This is a genomic window from Microbispora sp. NPDC046973, from assembly GCF_040644495.1.
GTDB lineage: Bacteria > Actinomycetota > Actinomycetes > Streptosporangiales > Streptosporangiaceae > Microbispora.
In genome coordinates this window covers 1-24,493 of the sequence record NZ_JBEYWQ010000029.1, presented here as the reverse complement: position 1 = coordinate 24,493, position 24,493 = coordinate 1, and the positions used below count along the sequence as shown (strand labels likewise).

Below are 24,493 nucleotides of genomic sequence, written 5' to 3'. Positions count from 1 at the left end.
CGGGTCCCCTGTTCGCTCCTGCCGAAAATCAGGGGTGGGTGAGCTAGCTGCTCATATAGCGTGTTGCGCATGATTTCGCCCTCCCCGCGACGCTCGCCTGGACCACGGCTGTGCTGAGCCGTCTGCTCCGCGCGTACCTGCGGCCCTACTCGCCCGCGCTCACGGCGGTGGTGCTGTTCCAGCTCGTCGGCACCATCGCCTCCCTGTATCTGCCGAGCCTGAACGCCGACATCATCGACCGGGGGGTGGCCACGGGCGACACCGGCTACATCCTGGCCACCGGCGGCTGGATGCTGACCGTGTCCCTCGTGCAGATCGCCTGCTCGATCGCGGCGGTCTACTACGGTGCCCGGGTGGCGGCGGGGTTCGGCCGGGATGTCCGGTCGGCGGTCTTCCACCGGGTGAGCGGCTTCTCGCAGCGGGAGGTCGCCGAGTTCGGGGCTCCGTCGCTGATCACCCGCAACACCAACGACGTGCAGCAGATCCAGATGCTCGTGGTGATGACCTGCACGATGCTGGTCGCCGCGCCCATCATGGGGGTCGGCGGCATCATCATGGCCCTGCGTCAGGACGTCGGGCTGTCGTGGCTCATGCTGGTCTGCGTCCCGGTGCTGCTGATCTCGATCGGGCTGATCGTCTTCCGCATGGTCCCGCAGTTCCGTGCCATGCAGACCCGCATCGACGTGGTGAACCAGGTGCTCCGCGAGCAGCTCTCCGGCATCCGCGTGGTGCGGGCCTTCGTCCGGGAGCGCGAGGAGATCCGCCGGTTCGCCCGGGCGAACGACGATCTGACCGGGACGGCGCTGCGCGTCGGGCGGCTGACCGCGCTCATCTTCCCCACCGTGATGCTGATCCTCAACGCCTCCAGCGTCGCCGTGCTGTGGTTCGGCGCAGCCCGCGTGGACAGCGGCGAGATGCAGGTGGGCGCCCTCACCGCGTTCCTCATGTACCTGATGCAGATCCTCATGTCGATGATGATGGCCACCTTCATCTCGATCATGATCCCGCGCGCCGCGGTCTGCGCGGAGCGCGTCGCCGAGGTGCTGGACACCGAGTCGTCGGTGCGCCCGTCCACCGATCCCGTACGGCGGGTGGACCGCCGGGCCGAGCTGGAGCTGCGTGACGTCGGGTTCCGCTATCCGGGCGCGGAGGCGCCGGTGTTGTCCGGTGTCTCCTTCCGTGTGGCCGCGGGGAAGACCACCGCCGTCATCGGCAGCACCGGGTCGGGCAAGACGACCCTGGTCTCCCTGGTGCCCCGGCTGTTCGACGCGACGTCCGGCGCCGTGCTGATCGACGGTGTCGACGTACGCGACCTCGACCCCCAGATGCTCTGGACGCGCATCGGCCTGGTGCCGCAGAAGCCGTACCTGTTCACCGGTACCGTGGCGAGCAACCTGCGGTACGGCAACCCGGACGCCACCGACGAGGAGCTGTGGGAGGCGCTGGAGGTCGCCCAGGCCCGCGACTTCGTGGAGGCGATGCCCGAGGGCCTGCAGGCGCCGATCTCCCAGGGCGGCACGAACGTGTCCGGCGGGCAGCGCCAGCGCCTGTCCATCGCCCGCGCGCTGGTCGCCAAACCCGAGATCTATCTGTTCGACGACTCGTTCTCGGCGCTCGACCTGACCACCGACGCCAGGCTGCGCGCCGCCCTGCGCCCGTACACGGCCGACGCCGCCGTGGTGATCGTCGCCCAGCGGGTCTCCACCATCGCCGACGCCGACCAGATCGTCGTCCTGGACGACGGGGTCGTCGCCGGCATCGGCACCCATGGCGAACTGCTCGATTCCTGCCCGACGTACGTCGAGATCGTCGAGTCCCAACTGACCGCGGGGAGTGCGGTATGAGCGACCGGCCCACGGCACGGCCCATGGCACCGGTGCGACCGCGGCCCGGCGGAGGCGGCGGTTTCGGGCCGTTCGGCGGCGGGCAGATGCCGGCGGAGAAGTCGATGAACTTCGGCCCCTCCGTCCGGCGGCTGCTGCGCCGGTTGAGCCCCGAACGGCCGAAGATCGTCGCCGTGATCGGCCTCGCGGTGATCAGCGTGGTGTTCTCCGTCATCGGGCCGAAGCTGCTCGGCCGCGCGACGGACGTGATCTTCAGCGGGGTGATCGGCGCCCAGCTGCCCGCGGGAAGGACCAAGGAGCAGGCCGTGCAGGGCCTGCGCGCCTCGGGCCACGGCGACTTCGCCGACATGCTCGCGGGGATGGACGTCGTCCCCGGCCACGGCATCGACTTCCACGCGCTCGCCACGGTCCTGGCCTGGGTGCTGGCGCTCTACGTCGCGGCGTCGCTGTTCATGTGGCTGCAGGGCCGGCTGCTCAACGACGTGACGCAGCGCACGGTGTTCCGCCTCCGCGCGGACGTCGAGGACAAGCTGCACCGGCTCCCGCTGAAGTTCTTCGACGGCCAGCCGCGCGGCGAGCTGCTCAGCCGGGTCACCAACGACATCGACAACGTGTCCCAGACCCTGCAGCAGACGCTGAGCCAGCTGCTGAGCTCGCTGCTCACCGTGATCGGCGTGCTGGTCATGATGTTCGTCATCTCGCCGCTGCTCGCCGCGATCGCGCTGGTGACGATCCCGGTCACGATGATCGTAACCGGGCAGATCGCCAAGCGCTCGCAGAAGCAGTTCGTCGCCCAGTGGGCCCACACCGGCACGCTGAACGCCCACATCGAGGAGGCCTTCACCGGGCACGAGCTGGTGAAGGTCTTCGGGCGGGGCCCGGAGGTCGAGGAGGTGTTCCGGGAGCGCAACGAGGCCCTGTACAGGGCGAGCTTCGGCGCCCAGTTCATCTCCGGGATCATCATGCCGACGATGATGTTCATCGGAAACCTCAACTACGTCGCCATCGCGGTCGTCGGCGCCGTACGGGTGGCCGGCGGGTCGATGAGCCTGGGCGACGTCCAGGCGTTCATCCAGTACTCCCGGCAGTTCACCCAGCCGCTGACGCAGGTCGCCTCGATGGCCAACCTGCTGCAGTCGGGGGTGGCCTCAGCCGAGCGGGTCTTCGAGCTGCTGGACGCCGAGGAGCAGGAGCCCGACCCCGCCGACCCGGTGCTGCCCGCCACCCGGCGGGGGCGCGTCGAGTTCGAGCACGTGTCCTTCAGGTACGACCCCGAGCAGCCCCTCATCGAGGACCTGTCGCTGGTGGCCGAGCCCGGGCACACGATCGCGATCGTCGGCCCGACCGGCGCGGGGAAGACCACGCTGGTCAACCTGATCATGCGCTTCTACGAGCTGGACGCGGGCCGCATCACCCTTGACGGCGTCGACATCACCGCGATGCGCCGCGAGGACCTGCGCTCCCAGATCGGCATGGTGCTCCAGGACACCTGGCTGTTCGGCGGGACGATCCGCGACAACATCGCCTACGGCAACCCCCGGGCCACCGACGAGGAGATCCAGGCGGCGGCCCGGGCGACGTACGTCGACCGGTTCGTCCGCACCCTTCCCGACGGGTACGACACCGTGATCGACGAGGAGGGCGGCAACATCAGCGCCGGCGAGAAGCAGCTGCTGACCATCGCCCGCGCGTTCCTCGCCAACCCGTCGCTGCTCATCCTGGACGAGGCGACCAGCTCGGTCGACACCCGCACCGAGGTGCTGGTGCAGCACGCGATGGCCGCGCTGCGCAGCGACAGGACCAGCTTCGTCATCGCCCACCGGCTGTCCACCATCCGCGACGCGGACCTCATCCTGGTGATGGAGGCCGGGAGCATCGTCGAGCACGGCACCCACGACGAGCTGCTCGCCGCACGCGGCGCCTACCACCGGCTCTACTCCGCCCAGTTCGCCGGCGCCCTGGCCGGGGACGACGCCCCCGCCGCCGAAGTGGGGTGATCGGCGCGGGCGCGCTCCGCGCTTCCCGTCACCGCTCGGCCACCGGTTCGCGGTCCGGCACGGCGGGCTCCGCGGGAACGGCGAGTTCGGCGGGCTCGACAGGTTCGGTGGGAACGGCCGGCACGGCCGCCTCGGGGGCACCTTCGAGCCCGCGCAGCGTGGCACTCGTCGCGGCCAGGACGCAGCACACGGCGAGCGCGCCGCCGATGGCGAGCAGCGCGCCGGCGCCACCGGCGCGGTCCGCCAGGACACCGCCCAGCAACGGCCCGAGCGGCGCCAGCCCCATGGTCGCCACCCGGAGGAGCGAGGTGAGCCGGCCCATCATCGCGTCCGGGACGAGCGTCGCCACGAGCACGCGCAGGACCACGTTGAGCGCCGGGGCCGCGACCATCGCCAGGATGAGCGGGACCACGGGCCAGTAGGCGCCGAACGGGAGGGTGGTCGCGCAGACGGCGAGCGCGAACACGCCGACCACCATCAGCATCAGCTTGCCGGGCGGGAGCAGGGCGCCGATCTTCGCCGACAGGGCGGCTCCGAGCAGGCCGCCCAGCCCCAGGCCCGCGAGGACCATCCCGGTCGCCGCGGGGTCCCCGCCGCGGGAGTCCACCAGCACGACCACCGGCAGCAGCAGCGCGTTGGCGGCGAGGTTGGAGACCAGGGAGAAGGCCAGCCCCGCCCGCAGCGCGGGCCGCTGCCACAGCCAGCGGGCCGCCTCCGCGATGTCGGCCCGCATCCGGGTCCTGCCGGAGCCCGCGGCGTTCTCGGGCCGTCGCGGGACCCGGGCCAGCAGCACGCACACCATCGAGACCACGTAGGTGACCGCGTCCACGGCGAACGGGACGGCCCGGCCCAGGCCGAACAATAACCCGCCGAGCGGCGGCCCCGCGAGGGCCGTCGCGTGGCCGCGCGCCTCGTCCTGCGCGTACGCCGACATGAGCCGGCTCGCGGGGACGACCGCGCGGATCGCCGCGTCGCGGGCGGGCCGGAAGAACGCGTCCGCGGCCCCGTTGGTCACGGCCACGGCGACGATGTGCCCCATCGTCACCCGGTCGGTCAGGACCGCCGCCGCGAGGGTGGCCAGGGCGACGGCCCGCACCCCCTCGCTGCACAGCAGGATCCGGCGCCTGTCCCACCGGTCCACCCACACCCCCGCGGGGAGCGAGACGAGGATCCCGGTGGCGATGCGGCAGGCGGCGGTGAGCCCGGCCAGCGCCGCGGAGCCGGTGACGGCCAGGATCAGCAGCGGCAGGGCGAGCCCGGTCAGCGAGGAGCCCAGCTCCGACGTCACCGAGCCCAGCCACAGGAACTGGAACCGCATGTTGCGCCGCAGGGGCGGGGGCTCGCTCATGGGTCACCTCTGATCGTGCCGATGTCGATGCGAGCATCGCGGGCGTGCGTCCGCGCGCCGGCCGGGACCGGTACGGGCCCGGTGTTGGCGGCCTCGGTGTTGGCGGCTCCGGCGCGGGCGACGGCCCGCGCCGAGGAGGCGGCGGCGACCACCGCGTCGGCGGCAGCGGGGGCGCCGCCGGAGGTGTTCAGGCGCGCGCCGAGCTCCCGCACGCGCGCGCCGAGCCCGCCCGCGTACGCGGTGCCGAGCGCCGCGACGCCGTCGCCCACCGGGCCGGGGGGAAACCCGACCGCCACCCCGGCCCGTACGCACGCCTCGGACAGCAGCGGCTGCTCCGAGCCGATCGGCGCGACGGCGAGGGGCTTTCCCCGCATGAGCGCGGCCAGGACGGGAGACGAGGTGCCGTTCGTGAGCACCAGGTCCGACAGCTCGATCAGGGGCCCCATCCAGGGTTCGCGCACCACGACGACGTCCGCTCCCGGGGCGGGCCGCGGCTCGCCGGAACGGCCCCGCTCGACCACCGCCTGGAAGGGGCTCCCGGTGAACGTCGTGTTCAGCCGGGGCCACATGCTCTCCCCGCCGAACACCCGGCCCAGATGTACGTACACGACGGGTTTGCCGATCCGGCGCACCTGCCCGGCCAGCCGGTGCAGCGCGGCCGGGTCGGCGGCGGGCTCCCATGGGCACGGCCCCACGTGGCGCACGCCCTCGGGCAGCTCCGCACCCGGATGCTCCAGCGCCTGGTCGCCGCGGAGCAGCAGGCCCGACCCGATCAGCGGGAGGTCCCGCCGCCGGTCCCGGCGGGGCGGCAGCCCGGCCTGCTCCCGCGCGAGCTCGTAGCGGCGCAGCAGCTGCAGCAGCCGCCGCTCCCGCATGGCGGCGCGCCCGTGCCGCTCCCCCTCGCCGCCGCGGCCGTACGTCCACAGGTGCGCCGCGAAGCCCAGCACCACCACCGGCAGGTCGAGCGCGTCGGCGGCGAGGAGCGCGCCGTGGCACAGGATCGAGGTGACCAGCGCGTCGGCCCGGACCTCGCGGGCCGCGCGGGCCACGGCCCGGTACTGGACGGCGCCGGTCTCGCCCCACCAGGCGACCGAGAAGGCGCGGGCTCCGCCGTACTCGTGCGCGTTCAGCGCGGGGAGGCCCGCCTCACCCGGGACGCCGGCCGCACCGGGCCGGACGAGGGGGAAGACGGCGTGCCCGCGCCGGCGGAGCTCCCGGCCGACCGCGAGGGCGGGGTAGAGGTAGCCGGCGTCGCTGAACGGGCAGAGGAGGACGTTCACGGCAGACCCACCGGGTCGAGGCCGCAGTGCCGCTCGAGGAAGGCGACGACGTCGGCGAGCAGCGCGAGCTTCGCCGACGCGGACCTCGCGCCGTGGCCGACGCCCCGGTCCACCCGGTGCAGCACGGGGCCCGGGCCGGCCGACGCGTGCTGCAGCAGGGCGCACATCTTGCGCGAGTGGCCCGGGTCCACCCGGGTGTCGCCGTCGGCGACGGCGAACAGCACCGGCGGGTACGGCAGGCCCTCGCGCACCCGGTGGTAGGGCGAGTAGGCCAGCAGCGCGCGGAACTCCCCGGGGTCGCGCACGCTGCCGTACTCCGCCCGCCAGCTCGGGCCCATGCCCAGCCGCTCGTAGGCGAGCATGTCCAGCAGCGGCGCGACGCAGACGACCGCGGCGTACTTGTCCGGATGCTGGGTGAGCGCCGCGGCGGCGAGCAGCCCCCCGTTGGACTCCCCCAGGACACCGAGGCGGTCGGGGGAGGTCCAGCCCTGCCCGATCAGCAGGTCGGTGGCGGCGTCGAAGTCGTCGAAGACGTTCTGCTTGCGTACGCCCATCCCGGCGCGGTGCCACTCCTCGCCTTCCTCCCCCCCTCCGCGCAGGCACGCGATCGCGTAGACCCCGCCGGCCCGGACCCAGGCCAGCGCCTGCGGGGTGTAGGCGGGGGTCATCGAGGTGCCGAACCCGCCGTACCCGGTGAGGACCGCCGGGCGCCTGCGGTCCGGCACGCCGTGCGGCGAGAGGACGAACATCCGCACCGTGGTGCCGTCCCGGGACGGGAAGGCGACCTGCGTGGTCGTCACGGAGCCCGGCTCCGGGAGGCAAGTCCGGGGAGAAGGCGGGACGGACGCCGGGGAGACACCCGGCGGGAACGAGGGGGCGGGCGTCCGCGGCGGAGAGGCGAGGGCGGGCGCGGCCGGGCACGGCCAGGGCTCCACCGTCCCCGTACGGGCGTCGTAGCGCAGCACCGTCGGCGGCGTGACGTGGTCGTGGTAGCCGAACCACACCTCGTGCCCGCCCTCGGGCCGCATGGCGAACCGTCCGAGGCTTCCCCTGCCGGGCAGCGGCACCGCGGCCAGCTCCCGGCCGTCGGCGAGGTCGTGGAGGGTGATCTCGGAGACGGCGTGGCGGGTCCAGGAGACCAGCGCGAGCGGACGCGGCAGCGCCGGGTCGCGCAGCGGCGCGAAGTCCTCCAGCACCGCGTCCGGCCGCTCGGGGATGAGCGTGCGCCACCGTTCCGCGGCGGGGTCGGCGGCGGTGGTCGCCACGATCCGCCCGCGGGGGGCGTCCAGGTCGGTACGCAGCCAGATCGGGTCGCCGGGCGCCGTGCCCGGGGCGATGGTGAGCCTGCCGCGGGCGGGCGTCTCCGTCCGCACGGCACGCAGCCGGGGCCGGTCGGGGGCGCCGTCCAGGCCGGCCAGCCACAGATCGGTCGCGGGACGAGTCCCAAGAGTCGACGAGACGCTCAGCCAGCGGCCGTCCGGCGTGACGGCGACGGTGTGGAAGCTGGTCTTCTCCCGGCCCTCGCCGAAGACGAGGACGTCGTCGTCCGGGCCGGTGCCCACCCGGTGCAGATAGACGCGCCGGTGGTAGCGCTCCTCCCCCGGATTCAGGCGGGGATGCAGCCGGCGCACGTAGTAGTACGCCCGGCCGCCCGGCAGCCAGGCGACCGGGGTCCGCCGCACCCGGTCGACGGGGCCGTCGACCTGGGCGCCGGTGGCGACGTCGATCACCCGGAGCACGCAGTCCTCCAGGCCGTCGGCGGACAGCTGGTAGGCGAGCAGGTCGCCCTCGACGGAGGGATGCCACGCCTCCAGCACGGTGCGTCCGCCGGGGTCCAGGGCGAGCGGGTCCACCAGGGGCCGTACGGTCCCGTGTTCTGCGACCAGCAGCACCGGGTGTTGCGCGCGGGGCTCCCTGCGGGTGAAGAAGACGCGGTCCCCGCGGGGGCGGGGCACCGACGACAGCGGGAACTCGTACAGGCGGTTCAACTCCACCCGCCACTTCTCCACGTGCGGCCACTCGGCCCGCTCGGCGTCGAACAGCGCGTCCTGGGCGGCGATCCACGCGCGGGTCCGCTCGTCGCGGGAGTCCTCCATCCAGCGGTACGGGTCCGCCACCTCGTGGCCGTGGAACACCTCGGACCGGTCCTCCCGGGGAGCGGCGGGGTAGTCCCCCGCGCGGCCCTCGGTCATGCCCGCAGCCGGCCGGTGGCGCTGAGGTGGTCGAGGTGCGCCGCGTCCACCCGGTCGCGGAACCTCGCCGCCCCCCGCGTGTCGTCCGCCCGCCCGTAGGTGTCCTCGCACGTGACCCATCGGTCCTCGGTCCGCTCCCGGGGCAGGTAGCCGTCGCGGGCCGTGCCCACTCGCCACCCGGGCCTGCCCGCGGTGGTCCAGCAGCTGTACAGCGCGCCGTCGGGGTTGACGACCGCCCCGTACTTGCCGTCCCGGTAGGAGCACGCCTTGCAGGGCCGCCGTACGCGGGGACGGGGCACGGCGAAGCCGAGATCGAGCGCGCGGCGCTGCCACCGGATGAACCGGTCCGCCAGATCGTCGGAGTAGGCCAGCGTGTCCTCGTAGCCGACGCCGGCGTCGCCGACGCGGGCGAAGTGGATGGAGCACCGGGACGGGTCCAGCGCGGCGGCCAGCCGCTCGACCAGCGCGTCGACGCCCGCCACGTTCCGGGCGGAGACGTTGACCCGCAGGTCGCATCTGAGCGAGGTGGTCTCCGTCATCGCGGCCATGGCGTCCACGATGGCGTCGAACGTGCCGCCGCCCTTCCTGCGCACCCGGATCCGGTCGTGGTCGGGCCGGTCGCCGTCGAAGGTCACCTGTACGAACCGCAGCCCCAGGCCGGCGAGCTGCCGGGCCAGGCGTGGGGTCAGCAGCGTTCCGTTGGAGATCATGCCCGCGCCGCGCAGCCCGTAGCCGGCGGCGCGTTCGAGCAGCTCACGGCAGCCTCGCGGGTTCAGCAGCGGCTCTCCCCCGAAGATGGTGAGGACCAGACCGTCCAGCCCCGACTCCGCCTGCCGCCGCCCCACGAAGGTGAGGATCTCGGCGATGACGCCGGAGGTGAGCCTGACCGAGGCGATGCGCGGCGGGCTGGTGCCGCCGGCGTCCTGGTCCAGGTTCTGGAAGCAGTAGGCGCAGCCCAGGTTGCACCCGGTGGCCGTCAGCACGGTCAGGGAGTAGCTGCGGCTGGGCCGTACGGTGAACAGCCCCTGCTCGCGGAGCCCGCGCTCGACGTCCGGGCGCAGCGTGCGTGCCGGGGTCAGATGCCCGTCCCCGAGCCGGGCGATGCCGCCCGGCCCCAGGAACCACCAGCCGCGCTCTCCCCGGATCAACCGCGGGGGCGCCTCCTCCTCGCGGTTGCTCCCTTCGATCACTGGATCCTCCAAGCGGGGACGACGAGGATGCCCGGTCCTCCCGGAGGACCGGGCCGGCGAGACGTGCCCGGCGACGTGGCAGGCGCCGGGGCGTCCGGAGGATGTCGGCCGGCTGGGCCTAGTTGTTCTCGATGTGGATCCCGTAGCAGTCGGGATTGTCTTCGGACTCCTCCTCGGAGTGCGCGACGACCTCGGGGGCTTCCTCGTCCGTGATCTCCGGCTCGACGCTCGGGTTGTCGTTCGCCTCGGGCATGGCTACTCCTCGCCTTCCAGGGGGCCGAAGCCGCTCACCAGGGATGGCCCCACGGTAGGGAAGGCCAGTTCAGCCGTGGTATGGCGACGGCAAGGCGCCGCCACAGCGCCACAGCGGCGTGCGACGGCGCCGAAGGTGGGAGGTGCCGGGTGCCGCGACGCTCACGAGCGGGCGGACAGGGTGAACTCCTTGCGCGGCTCCTCGATGGCCCCCAGCGAGATGATCTCCCGGGGGAAGAACAGCCCGAGCGTCCAGTCCATGAGGATCCGGGTCTTCTTGTTGAAGGTCGGCATCCGCGTCAGGTGGTAGGTGCGGTGCATCAGCCAGGCGGGGAAGCCGCGAAGCTCCCGGCCGTAGATCTGCGCGACCCCCTTGTAGAGTCCCAGGCTCGCCACCGACCCCGCGTACTTGTGCCGGTACGGCCGCTGGGTCTCCCCGCGCAGCGCCGCAAGCAGGTTGTCGGCCAGCGTCCTGGCCTGCCGTACGGCGTGCTGGGCGTTGGGCGGGCAGAACTCGCCCGGCCGGGTGAGGTCGGGGACGGCGGCGGAGTCGCCCGCGGCGAAGGCGAAGTCGGTGCCGTGCACGCGCAGACAGGGATCGACCCTGATCCTGCCCTTCTTGTCCAGGGGCAGGTCGCCCGCGCCGACCAGCGGGTTGGGCTTGACGCCCGCCGTCCAGACGAGGGTGTCGGCGTCGAACTCCTCGCCGTCGCTCAGCACGATGCGGCCGCCCTCGGCGGACTTCAGCAGCGTGCCCATGCGGATCTCGATGCCCCGCTCGCGCAGCTGCAGGGCCGTCCATTTGCCCATGTCCGGGCCTACCTCGGGCAGGATCCGGTCGGTGGCCTCCACCAGCACCCAGCGCATGTCCTCGCGGCGCAGCCCGCTGAAGTATTTGAGCGCGCCCGCCGCCATGTCCTCCAGCTCGGCCAGGGCCTCCACGCCGGCGTAGCCGCCGCCGACGAAGACGAAGGTGAGGGCCCTGCGGCGGACCTCCTCGTCCGGCGTGGACGCGGCGATGTCGAGGCGGCCCAGCACGTGGTTGCGCAGGGCGATGGCCTCTTCGATGGTCTTGAAGCCGATGCCGTGCTCGGCCAGGCCTGGCACCGGCAGCAGCCGTGAGATCGAACCCGGCGCGACGACGAGGTAGTCGTAGTCGATGGTGAGGTCGGGCCCCTCGTGCGGGGTGAACTCCGCCTTGCGGTCGCCCAGCCGCACCTGGGTGACCCGCCCGCTGAGGATCTGGCACCTGTTCAGCACCCGCCTGAGCGGGACGACGACGTGCCGCGCCTCGATGTTCCCGGCGGCCGCCTCCGGCAGGAAGGGCTGGTAGGTCATGTAGGAGTCGAGGTCCGCGACGGTCACGAGTGCCTCGCCGCGGCGGAGCCTGCGCTGCAGGCGGAGTGCTGTGTACATGCCGACGTATCCGCCGCCGACGATCAGAATCCGTGGGACAGCCATGGCTGTCCCCTACCCCTACTCAAGGAGGAAACGCATCGTCACCGTGGTCCCCCTGGGACCCGTGGTGACGTGGAGATCGTTGCTCAGCATGCGCGCCACCCACAGTCCCATGCCGCTGGTCGCGTCCTCCGGAGGCGGGTCGTGGCCCGGCTCGCTCTCGAGACGCCACTCCCGGCCGTCGTCGTGCACGGCGACCACCAGGACCGGGCCCTCGCGCCAGATGCCCAGCCGCGCCTTGGTCGACCCGTGGGTGACCGCGTTGGTGGCGACCTCGTTGAGCGCGACGAGGAAGTCGCCGATCGCGTCCTCCCGCATCCCGCGGCGCAGCGCCTCGGCGGCGGCGAACTCCCGCAGATCGGGCAGATCGGCTAAGGAGAAGGCACGCTCCCTCGCCGCTCTGGTGACGTGCGCGGGAACGCCGTCATCTTTCACCCGGTACACGCCTCCCGCCGGAAATCTGGCCGTCTCAGGATCTTTGGGCTGTGGGCAGGACGAAGATACCCCGGGACACCGCCTTGGCACAGACGGTGTCCCGGGCATCGTCGCATCCTCTCATCCCGCGACGAGCTCCGCCCGGAGCTGGTCGAGGGTCTTGCGGAGGATCCGTGAGACGTGCATCTGCGATATGCCGAACTCCGCCGCGATCTCGGCCTGCGTCATGTTGCCGTAGAAGCGCAGCAGGAGGATGTTCTTCTCCCGCTCGGGGAGAAGGTCGATGAGAGGCTTCAGCGCCTCGGTGTCCACCAGGGTGTCGAGCGCGTCGTCCTCTTCGGGGATCACGTCGCCGAGGGCGGCGGCGTCGTCGTCGGCGCCGATCGGCGCGTCGAGGGAGAGCGTGCTGTACGCCGCGGAGGCGTCCATCGTGAGGAGCATGTCCTCCTCGGACAGACCCATCTTCTTGGCGAGCTCGGCGACGGTGGGGAACCGGCCCAGCTCCTGGGTCATGTCGGCGACGTGCCGGTTGAGCTCGGCCCGGCGCTCCTGGTAGAGGCGGGGCACCCGGACGGCCCAGGTGCGGTCCCGGAAGTGCCGCTTGACCTCGCCGGTCATGGTGACCATGGCGTACCCGCGGAAGCTGTGGCCCAGGGTGGGGTCGAAGCCGTTGATGGCCTTCATGAGGCCGACATACGCGGCCTGGAGGAGGTCTTCCATCGGCTCGCCACGGTTGAGGTACCGCCGGGCGATGTCCCTCGCCATCGGACGGTGCATTTCTACGATCTTTTCACGGAGGCGTTCCCGCCGCTCCTCGGACAGTCCGTCCTCGGCCAGCTCGGCCAGGAGCTCTTCGGCGGTCGGATTGCTGACGGTCTCTGCACGGACCTCGGCAGCCATCTGCGCAGTCCCCTCGTATTTTCTCGCGAGGGCGCCTACGCGTCGGGGTGACCACGCAGAAGGCACGCCTCGCTACAGTATCGAGACGAGGCCCTCTGCTGGACCTCTGCTTCAGTATATTGCCCCAAAATCAGGAGTATCACCACCCCTTCGGCACCAGTAATGTTGCCGCAGAGGAGGCGCGAGGTGTCTAACAACGGACTGCTGTCCCTGACGTCCAGCATGGCGGGGGACATTGTGGTGATCCATGTGAACGGTGTCCTCGACGCCACGACCCGTGAGCAGTTCTCGGACTATCTGGACGCCGAGGCGGACGACCACGGCCCCCACATGATCCTCGACCTGGGTGGCGTGACGTTCATGGACTCCCGGGCGCTGGGCCTGATCGTGCACCACTGGCAGCGCTCGACCACGGCCGGCGGCAACTTCGCGCTGGTCTCCGTGCAATACCCGAACTCCAAGGTGATGTGGGTCACCGGCCTGTCCGAGCGGCTGCCCCTGTTCGACACCCTCGACGAGGCCCTGGCCGCGTTCGCCGCCTGAGCCCCGCCGCGCCCGCCGCCCCTCTGCCATCACGCTGCCGCCGCCCGCGCGTACGGCCCGCTCAGGCCGGGGCGGCTCCTCCGTGCTTCTGCTGGTGCTCGGTGACCAGGAGCTTGGCCAGATCGGCCACCTTGACCTGGTGGTGCTGCGACACCCGCCTGAGCTCCTCGAACGCCTCCTCGGCCGAGCAGCCGCTCTTCGACATGATGATGCCCTTGGCCTGGTCGATGACCGACCGGCCCGCCAGGGCCTCCTGCATCTGCGCCGCGCCGGTCAGGACGTCGTCGAACTCCCAGATGTTGGCCAGCGCCACGGTGACCTGCTCGCGCAGCAGGGCCATGAGCGGGCCGCCGGAGCTGAACACGCCGGGACGCACGCCGTACAGGCCGATGATCACTACGGCGCCTTCCACCGCGATCGGCACGACGAGGACCGAGCGCACCCCTTGCCGCACGGCCGTGGCGGCGTAGCGCGACCAGCGGGACTCGCGCATCACGTCGGGGATCGTCACCGGACGGCCGGTGGACAGCGCCTCTCTCGACGGGCCCTCGCGCAGGTCGCGCTCGCGGTCGATCAGGGCGGTGAGCTCGCTGTGGGAGGCGGCCAGCAGCACCCGCTCCTCCATCCACAGCTCGGCGGTGCCGCCGGCGCAGCCGGGGACGCCGCGCGCGACCGCCTCGGTGATGCCGCGCAGAACGCTCTCGGCCGACGTGCCCTCCGTCACACGGCCCAGTGCCGCGAGGTCACGGGCGAGAATGGATGTCGTCTCCATGGTAGAAAGACCATTCCCATAGTTATCGGGTTAATCCAGGCTGGATCGATTAGACCCGGGGTTTGGCGTAGCGTCTACGTCGAGAGAGGGGGGCAGCTTGCCCGACACCGCCGAGCTCGAGCGCGCGTTGAGCGGGCTCGCCGACCGCATCGCCACCCTACGGGACGATCCCGATCCGGGTGCGATGCTACGGGAGCTGGACGCCGCCGAGGAACTGGTCCGCAAGGCCCTGAGCGAGCTGGCCCGCAGCCGCAGGCGCAGGGACGGCGGCAGCCAGCGCGAGCAGAAGCTGCTGCGCCAGGTCTTCCGCGCGCTGCCGATCCCCGTGATCATCATGGACACGGGCGGCACGGTGCGCCGTATCAACAACGAGACCACCCGCCTGCTCGGCAGCCCCGCCGGCTACCTCCTCGGCCGCGCCTTCCCCCTGCTCGTCGACGTGACCGCCCGGGCCGCGTTCCGGCAGCGCTTCGCCGCCGTCCTCCACGGCGACGACAGCGCCTCGTTCCAGACCCGGCTGGCCCACCAGGGCCGCGCCCACACCGTACGGCTGGTGCTGAGCCGCCTGCGCATGCCGGGTGAGCCGCAGGAGATGATCGCCGGGGTCGTGCTGCCCACCGAGGTCCAGCTGCCCGAGCCGGCCGTGCAGGCGGGCGTGCCCGACGACGCGGCGGTCCTCGCGGCGGCCAGGCGTCACGAGCTGCTGTCGCGGCTGACCGGGCTGCTGCTGGACGAGGAGAGCCTGCGCGAGCCCGTCGCCCTGCTGCGGGCGGCCCGCCTGCTGGCCGCGGAGACGGCCGACTGGGTGATCGCGGACGTCGCCAGGGACGGCGGCCTGGTCCGGTCGGTCGTCATCGGCCCGAGCGACCAGCCGGTCGGGCGGTTGCAGCGGACGGTCGAGGAGGCCCCGCCCGCGCTGGCTCCGGTCGTGGAGCAGGTGATGACCACGCAGAGCGGCGTCGTCCACGAGATGCTCACCGACGACTCCCTGCTCGGCGGCGACGTGCTCCAGGCGATGCGCGCGGGCTCGCTGCTCAGCGTGCCGATCCGCACCGACGACGAGGCACGCGGCGTGCTCACGCTGGTGCGGCTGCGCGACCGGCCGCCGTTCGGCCTGGCCGACCTGGGCCTGATGGAGGAGATCGGCCTGCACCTCGGCCTGGCGATGCGGGCCCAGCAGGGGTTCCAGCGCCGGTCACAGGCCGCCGACACCCTGCAGACCGGCGTGCTCCCCCGCACGCTCCCCGAGATCCCCGGCTTCGAGATCGCCGCCGTCTACCACCCCGGCTCCGGCATGCGCGCCATCGGTGGCGAGTTCTACGACGTGTTCCCTGTCAAGAACGGGTGGGGCTTCGTGATCGGCAGCGCGGCGGGACGCGGCGAGGAGGCGGCCGCCGTCATCGCCATGGTCCGCAACGGCCTGCGCGTGCTGAGCGTGTGGGAGGACGACCCGGGGCAGGCCCTGCGCAAGGTCAGCGACGCCCTGGTCGCGCAGAACACGGGCCTGTTCGTGATGGCCGCCGCGGGCTTCGTCCGGGGCCGCAAGGTGCGCCTCGCCTCCGCGGGGCACCATCCCACGGCACTGATCCAGCCCGGGGGCGGCGTACGGTTCTCCGAGGGCGGCGGCGTCCCGCTGGGCTTCGAGGAGGGCTCGATGCCCGCGACGGAGGAGCTCACGCTGTCGGCCGGGGAGACGCTCGTCCTGTACAGCGACGGCCTGGTGGGCTCGCAGAGCCCCGCCGGGGACAACTACGGCGAGCAGCGGCTCACCGAGGCCCTCGCCCGCTGCGCGGGGCAGCCCCCGGGCGCGGTCGTCAAGGCCATCGAGGAGGACCACCGGGCCTTCTGCGGCAGCCACGCGGTCGACGAGATCACCGTCCTCACGCTGCGCCGATCCCGCTGACGGGATTCGCCCCCGCCTCGCCGGGGTGGTGGACTGAAAGGGACGCGTGCGTGGGGGGCGCGACGCCCGGCGCGTCGACTACGCCGAGAGCGCCTGCTTCGGCCGCCGCGCCGCTCAGCGGGCGGCGGCCTTCCTGCGCTACCGGGAGCGCAACGCGGCGCGCGGCCGGGTCCGCATCCTGGCCGAGCCGGTGTGGCCCGGCCCGGACGAGCGGCCTGTGGGTGGCCCGCCAGATCTGCGACCACCTGGACGTTCGCCAGGAGGAGGGCGGCTGCCGGATCCGGCCGCAGGCGGCCACGTCCCGGATGCAGGAGTCGGCATGATTTTTCCCGATTAGGCGTTTAGCGCGAATCAGAGTAAGGTAAACATCATCTACATCGATCGTGCCTAGGACGCAGGCACACCCTTTCAGACGCCTTCCTGTCTCGAGGTGTGCCATGGATATCGCGATCGTCTCCGCGCACGAACTGACTCCCGACACTCCCGCCATCGCCCGTGAGCTGGGCCGAGGCCACCGGGTGACCGTCTACACCCGCTCGAAGGTCCAGGGGGACGGCGTCGAGCACGTGCCCGCCGGACCCGACGTGGAGCTGTCGGAAAGCGACCTCCTCCCCTACATCTCGGACTTCAGCGACGGCCTGCGGCGCAGGTGGCGGGAGCACCGCCCGGACATCATCCACGCCTACTCGTGGTCCAGCGGCCTGGCCGCCATCGCCGGGTCCGAGGGCCTGGGCGTGCCGGTCACCCAGACCTTCCACAGTCACTACGACGACGCCCGGAGCGCCGCGCCGGTGCGGCGGCTGGAGTGCGCGATCGGCCGCCGGGCCAGGGCGGTCATCGCCGCCTGCGCCGACGAGGAGTCCGAGCTGATCCGGATGGGCGTGCCGCGCCGCAACATCTCGGTCGTCCCGCACGGCGTGGACATCGAGCGCTTCCGCCGGCAGGGCCCCGCCTTCCCGAGGGGCGAGCGGCCTCGCCTCCTCCACGTGGGGCACGTGGGCGCCGACTGGGCCGTGCACGCGCTGCGGGCCGTACCGGACGCCGAGCTCGTGATCGCGGGCGGCGACGACCAGAGCGTCGAGCGGCTGCGCGCCCTCGCCGGGGAGCACGGCGTGGCGGATCGCGTGGAGATGCTCGGCATGGTCCCGCACACCGCGATGCCCAAGCTCATGCGCAGCGCCGACCTGGTGCTGTCGCTGCCGCCGACCGTTCCCACGGGCACGGCCGCGCTGGAGGCCATGGCCTGCGGCATCCCGGTCATCGCCTCGGCCGCCGGGGCGCACCTCGACTCGGTGGTGGACGGCGTGACCGGATTCCTGACCCGGCCCGACCGCCCGCTGGAGATCGCCCACCGGATCCGCCGCCTGCTTGGCGACGCCACCCTGCGCACGGCCATCGGCTACGCGGCCGCCGACCGCGCCCGTTCCCGCTATTCGGTCGAGCGAATCAGCATGGAACTGCTCCGCGTTTACGAGAAGACGTGCGCGTAAAGGCAAGCGATATTACCGGATTTAGGCCGTTATCTGAGTGAAATCATGTGATTAACTCGGCTCATGTCACGTCATGGGCCTGGTTTAGCGGTGGCGGCGGCGATGCTCATCGCCGCCGCCACGGCCTGTTCAAGCGGGGACTCGACGAAGGTGTTCAACGCCGGGGGCGAGTCCACCGCAGAGGGGTCGGCGTCCTCCCCCGGTTCGTCCGGCGCGCTGCCGGGAAACGCGAACGCGGCGGGGCTGAGCGCGACGCAGACCGCCACCGCGGCCGCCGCACCCGCGGGCCGTAAAGGCGACGAGGCCGCGGAGAAGACCGGCGACGCCACCGTGGCGGAGAAGATCGGCGACATCCCCGCGAACCCGTCGCCGCGCCCCTCCCCCAGCCGGTCTCCCCTTCCGTCTCCCGGCCTCTCGTCCGCCCCGCGGGCGACGCCCGCGCCCACGGCCGGAACCGAGACCGAGCCGCCGATGCGGCTCGCGCGGCCCGTGCGCACGGCGGACCGGCCGGTCGTCGTGGACGCCATCGAACCGGAGGACGTGCCCCGGGCGGACCGCACGCCCGCCCGGGCGATCCCCGGGGGCGCGAACGCGGCCGGGCGGGAGTCCTCGTCGCCGTCGCGTGCGCCGTCCCGCACGCCGATGCCCCGCTCGTCCGGCGCCTCCGCCGGCGGCTGGGGCGATCCTGCCCTTGCCGATGACTTCGGCGGGCAGGCGCTGCGCCTCACCGCGGGCGGCAGCGCGGGCCTGTCCGGAACGTCGGCCCAGCGGTACGGCCGCTGGGAGGTCCGGCTGCGGGCCGAGGAGGGCGCGCTTCCCGTCGCGCTGCTGCAGTCCGCCCGGTCGGACACCGCCCAGTATGGAGACTCGCGGCGCGGTGACTCGCGATACGGCGACTCCCGATACGGCGGATCAGGGTACGACGACTCGTGGCGCGACGACGCGGAATACGCCGGTCCTCAGGACGACATCCGGGAATCCGCGCGATTCGCGGGGACGGACGGCGCGGAGACGGACGACGCGGGTACGGAGGACGCGGCGATCGGCGTGGCGGGAATCGCGGGCGGGCGGCGCGCGGAGCTCTCCGTCCGGCGGGACCGGGAGCTGGCGCGGGCCGAGACGGCGGCCGACCTCACCCAGTGGCACACGGTCGCCGTCGACTGGCTGCCCGGCCGGGTGACCTTCTGGCTGGACGGCAGGCAGGTGTGGAATTACACCGGCCCGTACGTCCCCCGGTCCCCGTTGGGCCTGGTGCTGCGCAACGACGCCTCCGGCGGCACGGTGTACGTCGACCGGGTGCGGGTCTACCGGGCTCCGGAGCGGTAGCCTTCCGGATGATCTCGAATGCCTGACGGAGACGCGGGGCGAGTGTGAGCGAACGGCACGGCACGGCCGGGGAACTCCCGGCCGATCCCATGGCGGCCGATCCCACGGCGGCCGATCCCATGGCGGAGGCCATCCGGGCGGGCGACGAGGCCGTGTTCGGCGAGCTCGCCTCGCGTCACCGGCACGAGCTGCGGGTGCACTGCTATCGGATGCTCGGGTCGTTCACCGACGCCGAGGACCTGGTGCAGGAGACACTGCTGCGCGCCTGGCGGGCGCGGGAGAGCTTCGAGGGACGCTCGACGTTCCGGGCCTGGCTGTACCGGATCGCCACGAACGCCTGCCTGGACGCGCTGTCCGGCCCGGCCCGCGCCCGCGAGGTGATGGCGGCGGACGCCTCGGAGAGCCCGGGGCGTCCGGCGGCGGCCGACGTCGCCTGGCTCCAGCCCTATCCGGACGAGCTGCTTGATCTGGCGGCGCCGGACGAGGGCGGGCCGGACGCGGTGGCCATCGCCAGGGAGACCGTCGAGCTGGCGTTCCTGGCGGCGATCCAGCATCTTCCGCCGCGGCAGCGGGCCGTGCTGATCCTGCGCGACGTCGTCGGCCGGCCGGTGGCCGAGACCGCCGAGGCGCTGGAGATGAGCGTCGCCTCGGTCAAGAGCGCGTTGCAGCGCGCCCGCGCGACGCTGCGCGAGCGGATGCCCCGTCGGCGGGCGGACTGGGCCGCGGCCACCCGGCCCAGCCGCGACGAGCTCGACCTGCTGGAGCGCTACGTCGCCGCCTCCAGGAACGCCGACCTGGCGGCGCTGGCGGCGCTGCTGCGCGAGGACGTCCTGCAGGCCATGCCGCCCGCCGCCCTGGTGTACGACGGGCGGGCGGCCGTGCTCGACATGTGGCGTCCGGTCCTGGAGGGCGAGGAGCGCTGGGGCGAGTGGCACTGCGTCCCGCTCGCGGTGAACCGGCAGCCCGCGGTGGCGAACTACGTGCGGCGGCCCGGCGAGACCTCCTACACCGCGGTCAACATCGACGTCTTGTGCGCCGAGGACGGCCTCATCACGGAGATCACTACTTTCGGCCCCGAGGTGCTGTCCTTGTTCGGCCTGCCGCTCTCCGTCGAACAGGCCGTTACCGGATCGTGACATCGGATGCCCGCGCGGACCGATTCCCTTTCCCGGCCCGCATCGTCGTACGAGCGGTATCGCAGAACGCCACCAACGGAGAAGGGGAACACCATGCCGGACATCATCGAGACGACGCAGCCCGACGAGCAGGTCAGGGCGCTGGACCGGCTGGTCGGCTCCTGGCGCGTGACCGGCGGCTCGGAGGGCACGGTCACCTACCGCTGGATGGAGGGGGGCTTCTTCCTCATCCAGGACATCCGGATGGAGCAGGACGGCCAGCCGATCGTCGGCGTCGAGGTCATCGGCCGTGAGAGGTCCTACGGGGCCGACAGGCCGAGTGAGGACATCAAGTCGCGCTACTACGGCAGCAGTGGCGACACGCTGGACTACGTCTACGAACTCGACGGCGACACGCTGACCATCTGGTTCGGCGAGAAGGGGTCTCCGGCGTACTTCCGGGGCACCTTCACCGCCGACGGCGACGCGATGACCGGCCGGTGGCACTACCCGGGCGGCGGGGGCTACGACTCCGTCATGACCAGGATCGGATAGTCCCGCACGGGCGGGCCGGGACGGGGGTCCGGCAGGTGCCGCCCGTCGCGAGCGTGGATCCGGACGGCTGGGTGATCCGTCAGACACGACCCAGGAGGGCCGCCGCCTTCAGCGACAGGTGAAGCAGCAGGCGGTTCTCCCCGTCGGCGAGGTCGAGGCCCGTGAGGTGCCCGGCCTTGCCCAGGCGGTAGTACAGCGTCTGCCGGTGCACGCCCAGCGCCGCCGCCGTCTCCTGCACCTGCCCGGCGTGGTCGAGATAGGCCTCCACGCTCGCCGCGATCCGGGGCGTGAGGGCGGCCGACTCGGCGGCGAGGTCGGCGAGGTCGCGCGGGGACAGCCGGGCCAGCAGCCGGTAGACGCCGAGCGCGCTCCAGTCGGCGACCGGGGCGTGCCGCTCGACGTGCCCGGCCACCCGGAGCGCCAGCAGCGCCTCCCGCCAGCTCTGCCACGCCTCCCCCGGGTCGTCGCGCGGGCCGCCGACCCCGGCGGCCATGCCGTACAGGCCGTGCAGGAGGCGTGCGACATGCGCGGCCTGCGCGGCGGGCGCCAGCACCGCGAGCAGCGGCGCGTCCACCGCCGTGTCGGTCACGTCCGGGTCGGCCAGCACGCCGCGCGGCAGCGTGCGCGGCGGCCCGGGGAGCTCCGCCGGCGTCCGCACGGCCACCGCCGTCACCGGTCCCTCGACGTCCACCCCGGCGGCGGCGCGGACCGCGGGGTCGGCGGAGAAGAACTGACGCAGCGGGGCGTGCCGGCCGCGGGCCTGCGTGGCCAGCAGCGCGGCCGCCCGGCCGACCAGCGGCGCGACGGCGGCCAGCCGCTCGTCGGTGAGCGCCCCGGATTCGAGCGCCCACAGGTAGCCGTAGGTCACCCCGCCGTGCCGCAGCGGCACGCACACGCGGCCGAGCAGGCCGGGGAGCCCGGGGATGCGCACCGGGCCCGTCGCGGTGGCGATGCCGTACGCCTCGAAGTGGGCGCGCACCTCGTCGGACGCGTGCCTGCGCAGGATCGACTCCTGCCGCACGCGGTCGATGTCCCCGCTCTGCGCGCCGTACGCCAGCAGGTTGAACGATCGGTCCTCCAGCGTCACGGAGGCGTCGAGCAGCCGGGAGATCTCATCGACGATGTCTTGCATGCTGACATTCTTGTGCATTTGTCGAAAAATGCTGTGGCGGATGTCCGTGGAACTTCCGTGACGTGCGGATTTAGCCTGGGGCCATGCTCGGTTCCCTGCTTCTCGCGGGCTCGCGCAGCCCGCTCGCCCGCCGGGCCGTGTCGGGGCTCCCGCTCACGCGCAAGGTCGTCGACCGCTTCGTGGCCGGGGAGTCCACCGCGGACGCCGTCGCCGCGGCGCGCCGTCTGACCGGCTCGGGGCTGTCCGTCACCATCGATCATCTCGGCGAGGAGGTCCGGGATCCCGGGACCGCCGTCGCCGCCGCCAAGGCGTACGTCTCGCTGCTTGAGGAGCTGCGGCCGCTCGGCCTCGGCGACCGGGCCGAGGTGTCGGTCAAGCTGTCGGCCGTGGGCCAGGCCCTCGACCCGGGCATGGCCCTGGAGAACGCGCGGCAGATCTGCGCGGCGGCGCGCGAGTGCGGCTCCACCGTCACCCTCGACATGGAGGACCACACCACCGTCGACGCGACGCTCGGCGTGCTGCGCGCGCTGCGGGAGGACTTCCCGGAGACGGGTGTGGCGATCCAGGCCTACCTGTTCCGCAGCGAGGCCGACTGCCGCGACCTCGCCGGGTCGCGGGTGCGGCTGGTCAAGGGCGCCTACGCCGAGCCCGCCTCGGTGGCCTGGCAGAGCAAGGCCGAGGTCGACCGCGCGTACGTGCGGTGCCTGCGGGCGCTCATGCCGGGCACGGGCTACCCCATGGTGGCCACCCACGACGACCGGCTGATCGCGATCGCCGAGTCGCTCGCGGTGAGCGCCGGGCGCGGCCCGGACGACTACGAGTTCCAGATGCTCTACGGCATCCGGGCCGACAGGCAGGCGGCGCTGGCCGCGGCCGGGTCGCGGGTGCGGGTCTACGTCCCCTACGGCGACGACTGGTACGGCTACTTCATGCGCCGCCTCGCCGAGCGCCCGGCCAACGTCGCCTTCTTCCTTCGCGCTCTGAGGGGTAAATGATGGATGCGATCACCGAAGTCCCGGTGCCGGCCAACGAGCCGGTCCACGCGTACGGACCGGGCAGCGCCGAGCGCACGGCCCTGGAGACCCGGATCAAGGAGCTGTCGGGGGCGTCCCTCGACCTGACGATGACGATCGGCGGCGAGCGGCGCATGGCCGGCGGCGCCCCGATCGACGTCGTGCAGCCGCACAACCACGCCGCCGTGCTCGGCCGTACGGCCGACGCCACCACGGCCGACGTGCGGGCGGCGGTCGACGCGGCGCTGGAGGCCGCGCCGCGCTGGCGGGCCCTGCCGTTCGAGGAGCGCGCCGCCGTGTTCCTCAGGGCCGCCGAGCTGCTCAGCGGCCCGTGGCGGGCAACCCTCAACGCGGCCACCATCCTCGGCCAGTCGAAGTCGGCGCAGCAGGCCGAGATCGACGCCGCGTGCGAGCTGATCGACTTCTTCCGGTTCAACGTCGCCTACGCCCGGCGGCTCCTCGCCGAGCAGCCGCAGTCGGCGCCGGGTGTGTGGAACCGCATGGAGTATCGGCCGCTCGAGGGTTTCGTCCTGGCGATCACGCCGTTCAACTTCACCTCCATCGCGGCCAACCTGCCGGCGTCGGCGGCGCTGATGGGCAACGTCGTGGTGTGGAAGCCGTCGCCGACGCAGCAGTTCGCGGCGCACTTCACCATGCGGCTGCTGGAGGCGGCCGGGCTGCCGCCCGGCGTGGTCAACATGGTCACCGGCAACGGCGCCGCAGTCTCCGAGGTCGCCCTGCCCCACCCCGAGCTGGCCGGGATCCACTTCACCGGCTCGACAGCCACGTTCCAGCATCTGTGGCGCACCGTCGGGGAGAACATCACGGGCTACCGGGGCTACCCGCGGCTCGTCGGCGAGACCGGCGGCAAGGACTTCATCCTGGCCCACCCGTCCGCGGAGGCCGGTGTGCTGTCGACCGCGCTGCTGCGGGGCGCGTTCGAATACCAGGGCCAGAAGTGCTCGGCGGCCTCCCGGGCGTACGTGCCGCGCTCGCTGTGGACCCGGATGCGCGACGACTTCGTCTCGGCGGCCGAGTCGCTCACCGTGGGCGACGTGTCGGGCGACCTGTCGACGTTCATGGGCGCGGTGATCGACGCGCGGGCCTTCGCCAAGCACAGGGAGGCGATCGACCGGGCGCGCTCGGCGGACTCGATCGAGGTGCTCACCGGCTCCTACGACGACTCGGCCGGCTACTTCGTGCGGCCGACGGTGCTGGAGTGCGCCGATCCCACGGACGAGGTCTTCGTGAAGGAGTACTTCGGCCCGATCCTCGCCGTCCACGTCTACGACGACGCCTCCTACGACACCGTGCTGGACCAGATGGAGAGCGTCGCGCCGTACGCGCTGACCGGGTCGGTGATCGCGCAGGACCGGTACGCGATCGACGACGCCACCGAACGGCTGCGCTTCGCAGCGGGCAACTTCTACGTCAACGACAAGCCCACCGGCGCGGTCGTCGGGCAGCAGCCGTTCGGCGGGGCCCGCGCCTCGGGCACCAACGACAAGGCCGGCTCGATCTTCAATCTGATCCGCTGGGTCAACGCCCGCACGATCAAGGAGACCTTCGTGCCTCCGGTCGTGAGCGGGCCGTACAAGGGCGACGTGCCGCAGGGCGGCTGGCAGCAGCCCGACCTCGGCGACCTCGGCTACTGACCGGTCGCGGGGGGGGCGGGGACCCCCCGCCCGGGGGCGGGGGGGCCCCCCGGGTCTCGCTCAACAACCCCGCCACAACAAAAAGACAATTTA

20 protein-coding genes are annotated in these 24,493 nt (G+C 72.7%); 10 read left to right on the top strand and 10 right to left on the bottom strand.

The genetic code is table 11. The features are described 5' to 3' along the window. Nucleotides 1-110: 110 nt before the first annotated feature. Together ABZ860_RS34835 and ABZ860_RS34830 are read left to right on the top strand one after the other, a co-directional pair. The gene (locus ABZ860_RS34835) at nucleotides 111-1,844 is read left to right on the top strand and encodes an ABC transporter ATP-binding protein (RefSeq protein ID WP_357228668.1); all 1,734 of its coding nucleotides are present in this window, start codon (nucleotides 111-113) and stop codon (nucleotides 1,842-1,844) included. Further along, nucleotides 1,841-3,841, top strand: coding sequence for an ABC transporter ATP-binding protein (locus ABZ860_RS34830; protein WP_357228666.1), 2,001 nt, complete (start codon nucleotides 1,841-1,843; stop codon nucleotides 3,839-3,841). The genes ABZ860_RS34835 and ABZ860_RS34830 overlap by 4 nt, the downstream gene beginning before the upstream one ends. 28 nt (nucleotides 3,842-3,869) lie before the next feature. Here the strand turns inward: ABZ860_RS34830 and ABZ860_RS34825 are convergent, their stop codons facing one another. The 8 genes from ABZ860_RS34825 to ABZ860_RS34790 all read right to left on the bottom strand — a co-directional run bounded on the left by ABZ860_RS34825 (nucleotide 3,870) and on the right by ABZ860_RS34790 (nucleotide 12,896). Then, nucleotides 3,870-5,189 (bottom strand): MFS transporter, encoded by a 1,320-nt coding sequence (locus ABZ860_RS34825; RefSeq protein WP_357228663.1) that lies wholly within the window; start codon nucleotides 5,187-5,189, stop codon nucleotides 3,870-3,872. Further along, nucleotides 5,186-6,469 carry a hypothetical protein gene (locus tag ABZ860_RS34820; RefSeq protein ID WP_357228660.1) on the bottom strand — a complete coding sequence of 428 codons (1,284 nt, stop codon included), beginning with the start codon at nucleotides 6,467-6,469 and terminating at the stop codon, nucleotides 5,186-5,188. Before ABZ860_RS34820 ends, ABZ860_RS34825 begins: the two co-directional genes overlap by 4 nt. Next, a complete protein-coding gene (locus ABZ860_RS34815) occupies nucleotides 6,466-8,661 on the bottom strand; it encodes a prolyl oligopeptidase family serine peptidase (protein WP_357228658.1) in 2,196 nt (731 codons plus the stop codon). Before ABZ860_RS34815 ends, ABZ860_RS34820 begins: the two co-directional genes overlap by 4 nt. Further along, nucleotides 8,658-9,851 carry a radical SAM protein gene (locus ABZ860_RS34810; protein ID WP_357228656.1) on the bottom strand — a complete coding sequence of 398 codons (1,194 nt, stop codon included), beginning with the start codon at nucleotides 9,849-9,851 and terminating at the stop codon, nucleotides 8,658-8,660. The genes ABZ860_RS34815 and ABZ860_RS34810 overlap by 4 nt, the downstream gene beginning before the upstream one ends. A gap of 118 nt (nucleotides 9,852-9,969) precedes the next feature. Next, the gene (locus ABZ860_RS34805; RefSeq protein ID WP_357228653.1) at nucleotides 9,970-10,104 is read right to left on the bottom strand and encodes a hypothetical protein; all 135 of its coding nucleotides are present in this window, start codon (nucleotides 10,102-10,104) and stop codon (nucleotides 9,970-9,972) included. Between the two features lie 161 nt (nucleotides 10,105-10,265). Further along, on the bottom strand, nucleotides 10,266-11,564 hold the full coding sequence (locus ABZ860_RS34800; protein WP_357228651.1) for an NAD(P)/FAD-dependent oxidoreductase: 1,299 nt from the start codon (nucleotides 11,562-11,564) through the stop codon (nucleotides 10,266-10,268). Nucleotides 11,565-11,579: 15 nt separating this feature from the next. Next, entirely contained in the window at nucleotides 11,580-11,996 is a 417-nt protein-coding gene (locus tag ABZ860_RS34795) for an ATP-binding protein (RefSeq protein WP_357228648.1), read from the bottom strand. Between the two features lie 120 nt (nucleotides 11,997-12,116). Next, nucleotides 12,117-12,896: a SigB/SigF/SigG family RNA polymerase sigma factor gene (locus ABZ860_RS34790; protein ID WP_142557195.1), complete on the bottom strand. Its 780-nt coding sequence runs from the start codon at nucleotides 12,894-12,896 to the stop codon at nucleotides 12,117-12,119. A gap of 186 nt (nucleotides 12,897-13,082) precedes the next feature. On the opposite strand from ABZ860_RS34790, the gene ABZ860_RS34785 reads away from it, so the two are divergent. Further along, nucleotides 13,083-13,439 carry an STAS domain-containing protein gene (locus tag ABZ860_RS34785; protein WP_357228645.1) on the top strand — a complete coding sequence of 119 codons (357 nt, stop codon included), beginning with the start codon at nucleotides 13,083-13,085 and terminating at the stop codon, nucleotides 13,437-13,439. A gap of 61 nt (nucleotides 13,440-13,500) precedes the next feature. Here the strand turns inward: ABZ860_RS34785 and ABZ860_RS34780 are convergent, their stop codons facing one another. Next, nucleotides 13,501-14,211, bottom strand: a complete 711-nt coding sequence (locus ABZ860_RS34780) for a GAF and ANTAR domain-containing protein (RefSeq protein WP_357228642.1) — start codon at nucleotides 14,209-14,211, stop codon at nucleotides 13,501-13,503. Nucleotides 14,212-14,308: 97 nt separating this feature from the next. Here ABZ860_RS34780 and ABZ860_RS34775 point away from each other — a divergent pair, with 97 nt between their 5' ends. The 5 genes from ABZ860_RS34775 (at nucleotide 14,309) to ABZ860_RS34755 (ending at nucleotide 20,600) form a co-directional block, all read left to right on the top strand. Then, on the top strand, nucleotides 14,309-16,114 hold the full coding sequence (locus ABZ860_RS34775; protein WP_357228640.1) for a SpoIIE family protein phosphatase: 1,806 nt from the start codon (nucleotides 14,309-14,311) through the stop codon (nucleotides 16,112-16,114). A 437-nt stretch (nucleotides 16,115-16,551) separates the two neighbouring features. Then, the gene (locus tag ABZ860_RS34770; protein ID WP_357228637.1) at nucleotides 16,552-17,604 is read left to right on the top strand and encodes a glycosyltransferase; all 1,053 of its coding nucleotides are present in this window, start codon (nucleotides 16,552-16,554) and stop codon (nucleotides 17,602-17,604) included. Nucleotides 17,605-17,694: 90 nt separating this feature from the next. Further along, nucleotides 17,695-18,930, top strand: coding sequence for a glycoside hydrolase family 16 protein (locus ABZ860_RS34765; RefSeq protein ID WP_357228634.1), 1,236 nt, complete (start codon nucleotides 17,695-17,697; stop codon nucleotides 18,928-18,930). Between the two features lie 44 nt (nucleotides 18,931-18,974). Further along, complete coding sequence (locus tag ABZ860_RS34760; protein ID WP_357228632.1) at nucleotides 18,975-20,066, top strand: RNA polymerase subunit sigma-70; 1,092 nt, start codon at nucleotides 18,975-18,977, stop codon at nucleotides 20,064-20,066. Nucleotides 20,067-20,159: 93 nt separating this feature from the next. Next, a complete protein-coding gene (locus ABZ860_RS34755; RefSeq protein WP_357228629.1) occupies nucleotides 20,160-20,600 on the top strand; it encodes a hypothetical protein in 441 nt (146 codons plus the stop codon). Nucleotides 20,601-20,679: 79 nt separating this feature from the next. On the opposite strand, the gene ABZ860_RS34750 is transcribed toward ABZ860_RS34755, so the two are convergent. Beyond that, nucleotides 20,680-21,732: a helix-turn-helix domain-containing protein gene (locus ABZ860_RS34750; RefSeq protein WP_357228627.1), complete on the bottom strand. Its 1,053-nt coding sequence runs from the start codon at nucleotides 21,730-21,732 to the stop codon at nucleotides 20,680-20,682. An 83-nt stretch (nucleotides 21,733-21,815) separates the two neighbouring features. Between ABZ860_RS34750 and ABZ860_RS34745 the strand changes: the two genes are divergently transcribed. Together ABZ860_RS34745 and pruA are read left to right on the top strand one after the other, a co-directional pair. Continuing rightward, nucleotides 21,816-22,727: a proline dehydrogenase family protein gene (locus ABZ860_RS34745; protein ID WP_357228625.1), complete on the top strand. Its 912-nt coding sequence runs from the start codon at nucleotides 21,816-21,818 to the stop codon at nucleotides 22,725-22,727. Beyond that, the gene (pruA, locus tag ABZ860_RS34740; protein ID WP_357228622.1) at nucleotides 22,727-24,400 is read left to right on the top strand and encodes an L-glutamate gamma-semialdehyde dehydrogenase; all 1,674 of its coding nucleotides are present in this window, start codon (nucleotides 22,727-22,729) and stop codon (nucleotides 24,398-24,400) included. Before ABZ860_RS34745 ends, pruA begins: the two co-directional genes overlap by 1 nt. The last annotated feature ends 93 nt before the right edge of the window (nucleotides 24,401-24,493 follow it).